The organism is Pseudomonas sp. MIL9 (assembly GCF_016887925.1).
GTDB classification, from domain to species: Bacteria; Pseudomonadota; Gammaproteobacteria; order Pseudomonadales; family Pseudomonadaceae; genus Aquipseudomonas; species Aquipseudomonas mohnii.
This window is the reverse complement of the sequence record NZ_JAFEHE010000011.1, coordinates 23,452-35,599: the sequence shown is the minus strand read 5'-3', so window position 1 is coordinate 35,599 and position 12,148 is coordinate 23,452. Positions and strand designations below refer to the sequence as shown.

Here is a 12,148-nt window from a genome sequence, read left to right as displayed (position 1 = left end):
CACCGGAGATGGGGTCACCCCACAGAACGTCAGACACAAGGACCTGCAATGCTCGCCCTGCCATGGACATTTCTGGCCCTGCTCTCCCTCGGCTACGGCATGGCCCTGGCCTATGGTCACCTCGGCTGGTTCGCCGGAATCTCCGTCGCGTTGTTGCTGATTGCCGCTTTCGCCGCTCGCCAACAAAAAATTCAGTTCGGCCGCTACCTCGGCCACGGCCTGTTCATCTTTCTGGCCCTGGCACTGGCGCTGCACTGGCTGCCCGGTTTCTACAATGGTCGCGTTATCGCCCCCCAGCGCTTCACCGACGACGCCTTGCCGTTTTCCATGTACCTGAATCTGGACAAACCCCTGATCGGTTTCTGGCTATTGTTGGTGTGCCCGTGGATTGTCGGCCAGCGGTCGTTGCGACTGTCCCTGTATGCCACCGCGCTGGCGTTGACCTTGAGTGCAGTGCTGGCACTGGGTGGCGCGCTGTTGCTGGGCGACATCGCTTGGGCGCCGAAATGGCCGGACCAGGCCTGGATCTGGCTGCTCAACAACTTGCTACTGGTGACGCTGGTCGAAGAAGCACTCTTTCGCGGCTATATACAGGGTGGCCTGAACCGTTGCCTGAAAAACCTGGCTTATGGCGAAAACCTCGCCCTGCTGCTCGCCTCACTGCTGTTCGGCCTGGCGCATGCCGGTGCGGGCTGGCAATGGGTACTGCTGGCGAGCCTGGCCGGGGTCGGTTATGGTCTGGCCTACCGTCTTGGCGGACTGTCTGCCGCCATCGCCACCCACTTCGGTTTGAACCTGCTGCACTTCGGACTGTTCACCTATCCGATGCTCACCGGCTGACGCATGGGTCATTTTGCGACGCGCCGCTAATAATCGAAAAATCATCTCAACAAATGGCCATGGGTGCCGATATAGCACTTGAAAGCCTTGCGGATAAAAAAAAGCCATGCGTAACAACCAACCAATTACACAACGCGAACGGACCTTTCCGGCTCAGCAACGGTTGATTTCCACCACTGATGCCAAAGGCCTGATCACCTACTGCAACGACGACTTCGTCGAGATCAGCGGGTTTTCTCAGGAAGAACTGATCCGTGCCCCGCACAACCTGGTGCGTCACCCCGACGTCCCGGCCGCGGTGTTCTCGCACATGTGGGCAACACTGAAACAAGGCTTGCCATGGATGGGTATCGTCAAGAATCGCTGCAAGAGCGGTGATCACTATTGGGTCAACGCCTATGTGACGCCGATCTTCGAAGGCACACAGGTGATCGGTTACGAGTCGGTGCGGGTCAAGCCCACCGCCGAGCAGATCCGCCGTGCCGAAGCGCTTTACCAGCGCATCAATCAGGGCAAGTCGGCCATTCCTTCCACCGATAAATGGTTGCCGATCCTGCAGGACTGGTTGCCGTTCATCCTGGTCAGCCAACTGAGTTTCATGATTGGAGCCACGCTGAACTCCCACTGGGGGTTTGCCCTGGCCGCCGGTCTCTCGGTGCCGCTGGGCCTGATGGGCCTGGGCTGGCAACAACGCGGGATCAAGCGCTTGCTGCGACTGGCCGAGCAGACCACGTCCGACCCGCTGATCGCGCAGATGTATACCGACAGCAGCGGTGCCCAGGCACGTCTGGAGATGTCGATCCTCAGCCAGGAAGCCCGTCTGAAAACCTGCCTGACCCGCCTGCAGGACACCGCCGAGCACCTGACCGATCAGGCGAAACAATCCGACACCCTGGCCCACAACAGCTCCTCGGGCCTGGAGCGCCAGCGCGTCGAAACCGAGCAGGTGGCCACCGCCGTCAATGAGATGGCCGCCACCACCCAGGAAGTCGCCAGCCACGTGCAACGCACCGCCGACGCTACCCAGGAAGCCAATCGCCTGACCAGTCGCGGCCGTGACATCGCCGGGGAAACCCGCGAAGCCATTCAGCGCCTGTCGGTGGTGGTCGGGGAAACCGGCCAGACCGTGACCCAACTGGCCAAGGACAGCGACGAAATCGGCGGCGTGGTCGACGTGATCAAAGGCATCGCCGACCAGACCAACCTGCTGGCACTCAACGCTGCCATCGAAGCGGCCCGCGCCGGTGAGATGGGTCGCGGTTTTGCAGTGGTGGCCGATGAAGTACGCCAATTGGCGCAACGCACCAGCGAATCCACCGGGCAGATTCACGCCCTGATCGCCAAGCTCCAGCAAACGGCCAGCACAGCGGTGCAGACCATGGAAGCCGGGCATCGTCAGGCTGAAGAAGGCGTGGCGCGGGTACTGGAAGCGGATCAGGCCTTGGTCGGCATCAGCGAAGCGGTGGCCAATATCACTGACATGACCACCCAGATCGCTGCCGCGACCGAAGAGCAAAGCGCGGTCGCCGAGGAAATCAGCCGCAACATCAGCAACATTTCCACCCTCGCTGACCAGACCTCGGAACAGGCACAGAACTCGGCACTGCTGAGTGAAGAACTGACCAAAACCGCGAATACCCAGTATTCGTTGGTGGAGCGGTTCAACCGCTGATTGCTGCTGGAAAAACAAAACCCGGATCGCGAAAGCTTCCGGGTTTTTTTTGAGCCTGTGAACGGGATGCTGCCGGGTAGTCCCTCATCGCGAGCAAGCTCGCTCCCACAGGGTTTCGCGTTGTTCAGCCAATCAAGCCACGCACCCCATCACTGCTGGAGCGAACCTGCTCGCGACGGGACCATCACAACCTCAACAAAACCTCACTGAAGGAATGAAGCCACCTTCTGCGCTGCAGCCGCCAAGTGCTGCTCATGGCTAAACCCCGAAGCCTTCAACGGCTTCAAGTCGTGATCCCCCGCCACCAGCCACATCACCTCGATACTCGGCGATAATACATACCCCTCGACCGTCTCGCGATTGCCCAGCGCATCCCGCTCGCCCTGCACGATCAGCGTCCGCGCCTTCAACCCCGCCAGATGTTCCACTCGCGGTTTCTCCGGTTTGCCCACCGCATAAAACGGATAGCCCAGGCACACCAACGCATCAGCGCCCATTTCATCCGCTAGCAAACTGGCCATCCGCCCGCCCATGGACTTGCCGCCGATGGCCAGGCGCCCAGTGACATGACGTCGCACCACGGCGTACACCTCGCGCCAGCACTCCAACAGCTTCGGTGCCGGGTTGGGTGGGCGCTTGCCGCCGTCGACACGCCGCTGCGCCATGTATGGAAATTCAAAGCGCAGCACGTTGACGCCTTGCGCCGCGAGGCGTGTGGCCATGTCGTTCATCCAGTCGCTGTCCATCGGCGCTCCGGCACCATGGGCCAGGATCAAGGTCGCGTGCGCGGGCGCCACGCCGGCATCCCACCGCCATCCATGATCCCGCACGCACTGCGCCCATTGATCCCCGTCAATACCGGCCATGTGCTTCTTGTCCATGCTTGCCTCGCTTTTAGTCTGCCTATAACTCCGGCCGAAGAGTGCACTGCCTTGCGCAAGCGCGCTCACTTCAGCTGAACCGTGGATGGGGAACCATGAACACTTCTATCAGTACCGCCTACAACTACAAGGTGGTCCGCCAATTCGCCATTATGACGGTGGTGTGGGGCATCGTCGGCATGGGGCTCGGGGTTTTTCTCGCCGCCCAGTTGGTCTGGCCCGAACTCAACTTCAACTTGCCGTGGACCAGTTTCGGCCGTTTACGCCCGCTGCACACCAACGCGGTGATCTTCGCCTTCGGCGGCTGCGCCCTGTTTGCCAGTTCGTTCTACTCGGTGCAGCGCACCTGCCAGACACAGCTGTTCGCGCCAAAGATCGCCGCGTTCTGCTTCTGGGGCTGGCAACTGGTGATCCTGCTGGCCGCCATCAGCCTGCCGCTGGGCTACACCAGCTCCAAGGAGTACGCCGAGCTGGAATGGCCGATCGATATCCTGATCACCATTGTCTGGGTCGCCTATGCCGTGGTGTTCTTCGGCACGATCATGAAGCGCAACACCAAGCACATCTACGTCGGTAACTGGTTCTTCGGCGCGTTCATCGTCACCGTGGCGATTCTGCACATCGTCAACAACGTTGAGCTGCCAGTGAGTTTCACCAAGTCCTACTCGGTGTATGGCGGCGCGACCGATGCCATGGTGCAGTGGTGGTACGGGCACAACGCCGTGGGCTTTTTCCTCACCGCCGGTTTCCTGGGGATGATGTATTACTTCGTGCCGAAACAGGCCGAACGCCCGGTGTACTCCTATCGCCTGTCCATCGTGCACTTCTGGGCGCTGATCACCCTGTACATCTGGGCCGGTCCGCACCACCTGCACTACACCGCGCTGCCGGACTGGGCACAGTCGCTGGGCATGGTGATGTCGCTGATTCTGCTGGCGCCGAGCTGGGGCGGGATGATCAACGGGATGATGACGCTCTCGGGCGCCTGGCATAAGTTGCGCAGCGACCCGATCCTGCGTTTCCTGGTGGTGTCCCTGGCGTTCTACGGCATGTCGACCTTCGAAGGGCCGATGATGGCCATCAAGACCGTCAACGCCCTCTCCCACTACACCGACTGGACCATCGGCCACGTACACGCCGGCGCACTCGGCTGGGTAGCAATGATCTCGATCGGCGCGCTGTACCACATGATCCCGAAAGTCTTCGGTCGCCCACAGATGCACAGCATCGGCCTGATCAACGCGCACTTCTGGCTCGCGACCATCGGCACCGTGCTGTACATCGCCTCCATGTGGGTCAACGGCATCGCCCAAGGCCTGATGTGGCGTGCAGTCAACGAAGACGGGACGCTGACCTACTCCTTCGTCGAAACCCTGGCGGCCAGCCACCCGGGATTCATCGTGCGGCTGGTAGGTGGTGCGATCTTCCTCAGCGGCATGTTGCTGATGGCTTACAACACCTGGCGCACCGTGCGGGCCTCGCAGCCTGCCGACGCCGCCGCTGCCGCGCAGATGGCCTGAGGAGTCCGCCATGAAACACGAAACAATCGAAAAAAACGTCGGCCTGCTGCTGTTGCTGATGATCTTTGCCGTGAGCATCGGCGGTCTGACCCAGATCGTCCCGCTGTTCTTCCAGGACGTGACCAATAAACCGGTGGAAGGCATGAAGCCCTACACCGCGCTGCAACTCGAAGGCCGCGACCTCTACATCCGCGAAGGCTGCGTCGGCTGCCACTCGCAGATGATCCGTCCGTTCCGCGCCGAGACCGAACGCTACGGGCACTACTCGGTGGCCGGTGAAAGTGTCTGGGACCACCCGTTCCTGTGGGGCTCGAAACGCACCGGACCTGACCTGGCCCGGGTCGGCGCGCGTTACTCCGATGACTGGCACCGCGCGCATTTGTACAACCCGCGCAACGTCGTGCCGGAATCGAAAATGCCAGCCTACCCGTGGTTGGTGGCCAACGCGCTCGACAGCAGCCACACCGAGACCAAGCTGCGCGCCATGCGCACCCTCGGCGTGCCGTACACCGACGAAGACATCGCCGGTGCGGCCGAGTCGCTCAAGGGCAAATCGGAAATGGATGCCCTGGTCGCCTACCTGCAAGTGCTCGGCACTGCGATCAAGAGCAAGAGGTGAGCCGTGGTCTTTGAAATAAGCAGTGGAATGATTCGCGGCCTGGGCACGGTCGTGGTGTTCGTGGCCTTTGTCGGCCTGACGCTCTGGGTGTTCAACGGCAAGCGCAATCCGGAATTCGCCGAAGCGCGCCTGCTGCCATTCGCCGACGAGCCGCAACCCGACAGTGTCACCCCCCAAGAATCTGTAACAAGGAGTACCCGGACATGACCACCTTCTGGAGTACGTGGATCTGCGTACTGACCATCGGCAGCCTGATCGGCCTGACCTGGCTGCTGATCGGCACCCGCAAGGGCGAAACCAAGGGCAGCGTCGACCAGACCATGGGCCATAGCTTCGACGGCATCGAGGAGTACGACAATCCGTTGCCGCAGTGGTGGTTCATGCTGTTCGCCGGCACCCTGGTGTTTGCCGTTGGCTACTTGATCCTCTATCCGGGCCTGGGCAACTGGAAAGGCATCCTGCCCGGCTACGACAACGGCTGGACCGGCGCGCACGAATGGGAAAAGGAGATGGCCAGGGCTGATGCGAAGTTCGGTCCGATCTTCGCCAAATTCGCTGCCATGCCGCTGGAAGAAGTGGCCAAGGATCCGCAAGCGTTGAAAATGGGCGGGCGCCTGTTTGCCTCCAACTGCTCGGTCTGCCACGGCTCGGACGCCAAGGGTGCATTCGGCTTCCCCAACCTGACGGACCGTGATTGGCGCTGGGGCGGCAACGCTGACACCATCAAGACCACCATCATGGGTGGGCGCATGGCGGCGATGCCGGCCTGGGGTGAAATTCTCGGTGAAGCCGGCGTGAAAAACGTCGCGGCTTATGTGCGCCATGAACTCTCCGGCCTGCCGCTGGCCGCCGACAGCGGTGCGGATCTGCAAGCCGGAAAGCAAGTGTTCAGCACCACCTGCGTCGCCTGCCACGGGGCAAACGGCCAGGGCACTGAAGCCATGGGCGCGCCGAATCTGACGCACCCGACCGGTTTCATTTACGGTACAAGCCTGACGCAGCTTGAACAAACGATACGCCATGGTCGCCAGGGCCATATGCCAGCGCAAAGCGAACTGCTCGGCAACGACAAGGTTCAATTGCTGGCGGCGTATGTGTACAGCCTGTCGCATGCGGCCGGTACCGAGCGCTTGCAGGCTGAAGGCAAAACCGAGTAATCGATGACCGCTCTACTGCCGCATTCTCCGGAATGCGGCAGTTTCCCGCCCCTTTGCGACCCATTGTCGCACCCTCATTCAGACTTCCTTTCGGTTCGCCAGATTCGGGTCTAAGCTTGCTCCGATGCGGACTGGCAAGTACCGGTTCCAGGTCGACCCTAACCGATGTGTTCGACGATTCAGCTCGATGACAGGCCGCAAAGGCTGGTAGATACCGGCTGTCGCGCGAATTGCCATCGGTCACCTGATCGTTGCGATTGAACACACCTCGTTACATGTGACCTGACCCCCTTGCCTATTTAGTCCGGCGGGACAATTTGCCGGCGTGCAAATTTGTCCTTACGCGGCGCATGGAAAGGCCGCAGAATCAGCATTTGAAAGCATTGACCCAGGTCATGGCGCGTTGCAATGACCCCCCGCTTTCTACATACTTGCGGCCGATTTTTAATCCTAATAAAACACCCAAACCGTGGAACCTTAGAATGAGCACAGCAATCAGTCCGACTGCTTATAACTATAAGGTAGTCCGCCAGTTCGCCATCATGACGGTGGTCTGGGGGATCCTTGGCATGGGGCTCGGTGTCTTCATCGCCTCACAGCTCGTATGGCCGGAATTGAATTTCGGTCTGCCGTGGACGACTTTTGGACGCCTGCGCCCGTTGCACACCAACCTGGTGATTTTCGCCTTCGGTGGATGTGCACTGTTTGCCACTTCTTATTATGTCGTGCAGCGAACCTGCCAAACGCGACTGATTTCCGACAGCCTCGCGGCCTTCACCTTCTGGGGATGGCAAGCGGTGATCGTCGGCGCCATCGTTACCTTGCCGCTGGGTTACACCACCACCAAGGAATACGCTGAGCTGGAATGGCCCCTCGCCATTCTGCTGGCCATCGTCTGGGTCACCTACGCTCTGGTGTTCTTCGGCACCATCGTCAAGCGCAAGACCAAGCACATCTATGTGGGTAACTGGTTCTACGGTGCCTTCATCCTCGTGACCGCGATGCTGCACATCGTCAACCACGCCTCCCTGCCGGTCAGTTTCTTCAAGTCCTATTCCGCCTACTCGGGCGCCACGGACGCGATGATCCAGTGGTGGTATGGCCACAACGCCGTGGGCTTCTTCCTGACCACCGGCTTCCTGGGGATGATGTACTACTTCGTGCCAAAACAGGCCGAGCGTCCGATCTACTCCTATCGCCTGTCCATCGTGCACTTCTGGGCACTGATCACCCTGTACATCTGGGCCGGCCCGCACCACCTGCACTACACCGCGCTGCCGGACTGGGCCCAATCCCTGGGCATGGCGATGTCGATCATCCTGCTGGCTCCGAGCTGGGGCGGCATGATCAACGGCATGATGACCCTGTCGGGTGCCTGGCATAAGCTGCGCACCGACCCGATCCTGCGCTTCCTGGTCGTGTCCCTGGCGTTCTACGGCATGTCGACCTTCGAAGGCCCGATGATGGCCATCAAGACCGTGAACTCGCTGTCGCACTACACCGACTGGACCATCGGCCACGTACACGCCGGCGCCCTGGGTTGGGTAGCGATGATCTCGATCGGCGCGATCTACCACATGATTCCGAAACTGTTCGGCCGCGCGCAGATGCACAGCACCGGCCTGATCAACACGCACTTCTGGCTCGCGACCATCGGTACCGTTCTGTACATCGCTTCGATGTGGGTCAACGGCATCACCCAGGGTCTGATGTGGCGTGCAATCAACGATGACGGCACCCTCACCTACTCGTTCGTCGAAGCACTGCAAGCCAGTCACCCGGGTTTCATCGTCCGCGCACTGGGCGGTGCATTCTTCGCGACCGGCATGCTGTTCATGGCCTACAACGTATTCCGTACCGTACGCGCCTCGAACCCGGTTGAAGCCAAAGCCGCCGAACAGATTGCTGTAGTTGGAGCTCACTGATGAAGCATGAAGCAGTCGAGAAGAATATTGGCCTGCTGGCCTTCTTCATGGTTATCGCCGTCAGTATCGGCGGCCTGACCCAGATCGTTCCGCTGTTTTTCCAGGACGTCACCAACAAGCCGGTCGAAGGCATGAAGCCGCGCACCGCCCTTGAACTGGAAGGCCGCGACATTTACATCGCCAACGGTTGTGTCGGCTGCCACTCGCAGATGATCCGCCCGTTCCGCGCTGAAACCGAACGTTACGGCCACTACTCGGTCGCCGGTGAAAGCGTCTGGGACCACCCGTTCCTGTGGGGTTCCAAGCGTACCGGTCCGGACCTGGCCCGTGTCGGCGGTCGTTACTCCGATGACTGGCAACGTGCGCACTTGTACAACCCGCGCAACGTCGTGCCCGAGTCGAAAATGCCGGCCTACCCGTTCCTCGTGGAAAACAAGCTCGACGGCAAAGACACCGCCAGGAAAATGGAAGTCTTGCGCACGCTCGGCGTCCCTTACACCGACGAAGACATCGCCGGCGCCAAGGATGCTGTGAAGGGCAAAACCGAAATGGACGCGCTGGTGGCCTATCTGCAAGGCCTGGGCACCATCATCAAAAGCAAACGGTGATCTAGATGGATATCGGGATGATTCGTGGCCTGGGCACCGTTGTCGTGATGGTGGCCTTCATCGGTCTGGCGTTGTGGGTATTCAGCCCAAAGCGCAAGTCGGAGTTTGAAGACGCGACCTTGCTGCCTTTCGCGGATGATCCCGAAGCCATCAAGCACGTCGAGCAAGCTTCTAGGAGTAACAAAGAATGACTACATTCTGGAGTCTGTATGTCACAGTCCTCAGTCTCGGTACGATCTTTTCCCTGACCTGGCTGCTGCTGTCGACCCGCAAGGGCCAGCGCACCGAGGCGACGGAAGAGACGGTTGGCCACTCCTTCGACGGGATCGAGGAGTACGACAACCCACTGCCGAAATGGTGGTTCATGCTGTTCGTGGGCACCATCATTTTCGCCCTGGGCTACCTGGTACTGTATCCGGGCCTGGGCAACTGGAAAGGCCTGTTGCCAGGTTACAACTACCTGGATAACGAGAAGCAGACCGCGTTCGCCAACGGCCAGACCGGCTGGACCGGCGTTCACGAGTGGGAAAAGGAAATGGCCAAGTCGGACGCCAGGTTCGGTCCGATTTTCGCCAAGTTCGCTTCCATGCCAATCGAAGAAGTCGCCAAGGACCCGCAAGCCCTGAAGATGGGTGGCCGCCTGTTCGCCTCCAACTGCTCGGTTTGCCACGGTTCCGACGCCAAAGGCGCCTATGGCTTCCCTAACCTGACCGACGCCGATTGGCGCTGGGGCGGCGAGCCGGAAACCATCAAGACCACGATCATGGGCGGCCGTCACGCGGTCATGCCGGCGTGGGCTGAAGTGATCGGTGAACAAGGCGTTGCCGACGTTGCCGCGTTCGTGGTGACCAACCTCGATGGCCGCAAGCTGCCGGAAGGCACCAAGGCTGACCCGGTTGCCGGCCAGAAACTGTTCGCGGCCAACTGCGTGGCCTGCCACGGTCCGGAAGGCAAAGGCACCCCGGCAATGGGCGCACCGAACCTGACCCACCCCGCCGCGTTCATCTACGGTTCGAGCTTCGCTCAACTGCAGCAGACCATCCGCTACGGCCGTCAGGGCCAGATGCCTGCGCAAGAGCAGCTGCAGGGTAACGACAAGGTTCACCTGCTGGCCGCTTACGTCTACAGCCTGTCTCACGGCGAGAAGGCTGCGGCGGCAGACGCTCAGTAAGGCAAACGCTCGACGCAATGCAAAAGACCCCGTCATTCGACGGGGTCTTTTTTTTAGCCGCAAGACATGATCCCGATCACGCAGCCCCTTTGCCGTAACAGTCGGCTAACGTTGTCACCGATACCCAGGACCGGGCAGCTATACTTCACCTGTCAATTGACCTGCATCATGTTTTGTTACATTCGCTACACCATCTGTGAATTTCACCCAACGCGACCAAAGGTCGCACCCTTGGGCCAGAGCGACAGGCGTATCATTGCGCCACTGCAACACCTCTTTTTGACCGCGGCCAGCATGTACTGACCGGGGCATTTTTCCACTGCCGTGGGATGCAATGATGAGCAATCAGATTCCGGTACACGACGTCACACCGCCCAGCAAAAACGCGAACAACAGCGTCGATCTCTACGCCTCTCGAGAAAAAATCTACACCCGTGCCTTCACCGGTCTGTTCCGCAACCTGCGGATGATGGGCGGCGCCTTTTTATTCCTGTTGTATTTCGGCACGGTCTGGTTGAACTGGGCGGGCCATCAGGCCGTCTGGTGGAATCTGCCGGAGCGAAAATTCTTTATTTTCGGCGCGACCTTCTGGCCGCAGGACTTCATCCTGCTCTCGGGCATTTTGATCATCAGTGCCTTCGGCCTGTTTTTCATTACGGTGTACGCCGGGCGGATCTGGTGTGGCTATACCTGTCCGCAGAGCGTCTGGACCTGGATTTTCATGTGGTGCGAAAAGGTCACCGAAGGCGACCGCAACCAGCGTATCAAGCTCGACAAGGCGCCCATGAGCGCCAACAAGTTTCTGCGTAAATTCAGCAAGCACACCCTGTGGCTGCTGATTGGCTTTGTGACCGGCATGACCTTCGTCGGCTATTTCTCGCCGATTCGTGAGTTGGTTATCGACTTTTTCACCGGCGAAGCCGATGGATGGTCGTATTTCTGGGTCGGCTTCTTCACCCTCGCCACCTACGGCAACGCCGGCTGGCTGCGCGAACAGGTGTGCATCTACATGTGCCCGTACGCACGTTTCCAGAGCGTGATGTTCGACAAGGACACGCTGATCGTGTCCTACGATCCGCGTCGTGGCGAAAGCCGTGGCCCGCGTAAAAAAGGCGTCGACTACAAAGCCCAGGGCCTGGGCGACTGCATCGACTGCACCATGTGCGTTCAGGTCTGCCCCACCGGCATCGACATTCGCGACGGCCTGCAGATCGAGTGCATCGGTTGCGCCGCCTGCATCGATGCCTGCGACAGCATCATGGACAAAATGGAGTACCCGCGCGGGCTGATCAGCTACACCACCGAGCACAACCTGTCCGGGCAGAAAACCCATAAACTGCGCCCGCGCCTGATCGGCTATGCCGTGGTGCTGCTGGCGATGATCAGTTTGCTGGTCACCGCGTTTTTCATGCGTTCGCTGGTGGGTTTCGACGTCAGCAAGGACCGCGTGCTGTACCGTGAAAACGCCGAAGGGCGGATCGAAAACGTCTACAGCCTGAAAATCATGAACAAGGATCAGCGCGACCACACTTACGTGCTGGAAGCCGCCGGTCTACCGGACCTCAAACTGCAAGGCCAGCGCGAAATCAAAGTGGCGGCCGGGGAGATCGTGAGCCAGCCGGCCGAACTGTCCGTGGCACCGGAACACCTGCCGTCGAGCACCAACGAGGTGAAATTCATCCTCAAGGATGCCGATGACAACAGCGTCCACGTTGAAGCCAAGAGCCGATTCATCGGCCCACAAAATCGTTGAGA

At 60.1% G+C, this 12,148-nt stretch carries 12 protein-coding genes; 11 read left to right on the top strand and 1 reads right to left on the bottom strand.

Annotation, left to right across the window (positions count from 1 at the left end; genetic code table 11):
* The first annotated feature begins 48 nt into the window (after positions 1 to 48).
* Together JQF37_RS13720 and JQF37_RS13715 are read left to right on the top strand one after the other, a co-directional pair.
* A complete protein-coding gene (locus JQF37_RS13720; protein ID WP_204149681.1) occupies positions 49 to 840 on the top strand; it encodes a CPBP family glutamic-type intramembrane protease in 792 nt (263 codons plus the stop codon).
* A gap of 106 nt (positions 841 to 946) precedes the next feature.
* On the top strand, positions 947 to 2,512 hold the full coding sequence (locus tag JQF37_RS13715; protein WP_130205882.1) for a PAS domain-containing methyl-accepting chemotaxis protein: 1,566 nt from the start codon (positions 947 to 949) through the stop codon (positions 2,510 to 2,512).
* 203 nt (positions 2,513 to 2,715) lie between these two features.
* Here JQF37_RS13715 and JQF37_RS13710 read toward each other — a convergent pair whose 3' ends face one another.
* Positions 2,716 to 3,393 carry an alpha/beta family hydrolase gene (locus JQF37_RS13710; protein ID WP_130205880.1) on the bottom strand — a complete coding sequence of 226 codons (678 nt, stop codon included), beginning with the start codon at positions 3,391 to 3,393 and terminating at the stop codon, positions 2,716 to 2,718.
* Between the two features lie 95 nt (positions 3,394 to 3,488).
* Here JQF37_RS13710 and ccoN (JQF37_RS13705) point away from each other — a divergent pair, with 95 nt between their 5' ends.
* From ccoN (JQF37_RS13705) to ccoG, 9 genes are all read left to right on the top strand, one after another.
* Positions 3,489 to 4,913 carry a cytochrome-c oxidase, cbb3-type subunit I gene (gene ccoN / locus JQF37_RS13705; protein WP_130205878.1) on the top strand — a complete coding sequence of 475 codons (1,425 nt, stop codon included), beginning with the start codon at positions 3,489 to 3,491 and terminating at the stop codon, positions 4,911 to 4,913.
* 10 nt (positions 4,914 to 4,923) lie between these two features.
* Complete coding sequence (gene ccoO / locus JQF37_RS13700; RefSeq protein ID WP_130205876.1) at positions 4,924 to 5,532, top strand: cytochrome-c oxidase, cbb3-type subunit II; 609 nt, start codon at positions 4,924 to 4,926, stop codon at positions 5,530 to 5,532.
* A 3-nt stretch (positions 5,533 to 5,535) separates the two neighbouring features.
* The gene (locus tag JQF37_RS13695; protein ID WP_130205874.1) at positions 5,536 to 5,739 is read left to right on the top strand and encodes a cbb3-type cytochrome c oxidase subunit 3; all 204 of its coding nucleotides are present in this window, start codon (positions 5,536 to 5,538) and stop codon (positions 5,737 to 5,739) included.
* Entirely contained in the window at positions 5,736 to 6,689 is a 954-nt protein-coding gene (gene ccoP, locus JQF37_RS13690; protein WP_130205872.1) for a cytochrome-c oxidase, cbb3-type subunit III, read from the top strand. The genes JQF37_RS13695 and ccoP (JQF37_RS13690) overlap by 4 nt, the downstream gene beginning before the upstream one ends.
* 482 nt (positions 6,690 to 7,171) lie before the next feature.
* Complete coding sequence (ccoN, locus tag JQF37_RS13685) at positions 7,172 to 8,614, top strand: cytochrome-c oxidase, cbb3-type subunit I (protein WP_130205870.1); 1,443 nt, start codon at positions 7,172 to 7,174, stop codon at positions 8,612 to 8,614.
* Positions 8,614 to 9,222 carry a cytochrome-c oxidase, cbb3-type subunit II gene (gene ccoO, locus JQF37_RS13680; protein WP_047531418.1) on the top strand — a complete coding sequence of 203 codons (609 nt, stop codon included), beginning with the start codon at positions 8,614 to 8,616 and terminating at the stop codon, positions 9,220 to 9,222. Before ccoN (JQF37_RS13685) ends, ccoO (JQF37_RS13680) begins: the two co-directional genes overlap by 1 nt.
* 5 nt (positions 9,223 to 9,227) lie before the next feature.
* Positions 9,228 to 9,413: a CcoQ/FixQ family Cbb3-type cytochrome c oxidase assembly chaperone gene (locus JQF37_RS13675; protein ID WP_003175465.1), complete on the top strand. Its 186-nt coding sequence runs from the start codon at positions 9,228 to 9,230 to the stop codon at positions 9,411 to 9,413.
* Positions 9,410 to 10,393 carry a cytochrome-c oxidase, cbb3-type subunit III gene (ccoP, locus tag JQF37_RS13670; RefSeq protein WP_130205868.1) on the top strand — a complete coding sequence of 328 codons (984 nt, stop codon included), beginning with the start codon at positions 9,410 to 9,412 and terminating at the stop codon, positions 10,391 to 10,393. The genes JQF37_RS13675 and ccoP (JQF37_RS13670) overlap by 4 nt, the downstream gene beginning before the upstream one ends.
* Before the next feature lie 337 nt (positions 10,394 to 10,730).
* Positions 10,731 to 12,146, top strand: a complete 1,416-nt coding sequence (gene ccoG / locus JQF37_RS13665; RefSeq protein ID WP_130205866.1) for a cytochrome c oxidase accessory protein CcoG — start codon at positions 10,731 to 10,733, stop codon at positions 12,144 to 12,146.
* The last annotated feature ends 2 nt before the right edge of the window (positions 12,147 to 12,148 follow it).

Coding starts and splice junctions, on each gene's coding strand:
- ccoN (WP_130205870.1), top strand. CDS start 7,172: ATGAGCACAGCAATCAGTCCGACTGCTTATAACTATAAGGTAGTCCGC.
- ccoP (WP_130205872.1), top strand. CDS start 5,736: ATGACCACCTTCTGGAGTACGTGGATCTGCGTACTGACCATCGGCAGC.
- ccoO (WP_047531418.1), top strand. CDS start 8,614: ATGAAGCATGAAGCAGTCGAGAAGAATATTGGCCTGCTGGCCTTCTTC.
- JQF37_RS13720 (WP_204149681.1), top strand. CDS start 49: ATGCTCGCCCTGCCATGGACATTTCTGGCCCTGCTCTCCCTCGGCTAC.
- ccoO (WP_130205876.1), top strand. CDS start 4,924: ATGAAACACGAAACAATCGAAAAAAACGTCGGCCTGCTGCTGTTGCTG.
- ccoN (WP_130205878.1), top strand. CDS start 3,489: ATGAACACTTCTATCAGTACCGCCTACAACTACAAGGTGGTCCGCCAA.
- JQF37_RS13675 (WP_003175465.1), top strand. CDS start 9,228: ATGGATATCGGGATGATTCGTGGCCTGGGCACCGTTGTCGTGATGGTG.
- ccoP (WP_130205868.1), top strand. CDS start 9,410: ATGACTACATTCTGGAGTCTGTATGTCACAGTCCTCAGTCTCGGTACG.
- ccoG (WP_130205866.1), top strand. CDS start 10,731: ATGAGCAATCAGATTCCGGTACACGACGTCACACCGCCCAGCAAAAAC.
- JQF37_RS13710 (WP_130205880.1), bottom strand. CDS start 3,393: ATGGACAAGAAGCACATGGCCGGTATTGACGGGGATCAATGGGCGCAG.
- JQF37_RS13715 (WP_130205882.1), top strand. CDS start 947: ATGCGTAACAACCAACCAATTACACAACGCGAACGGACCTTTCCGGCT.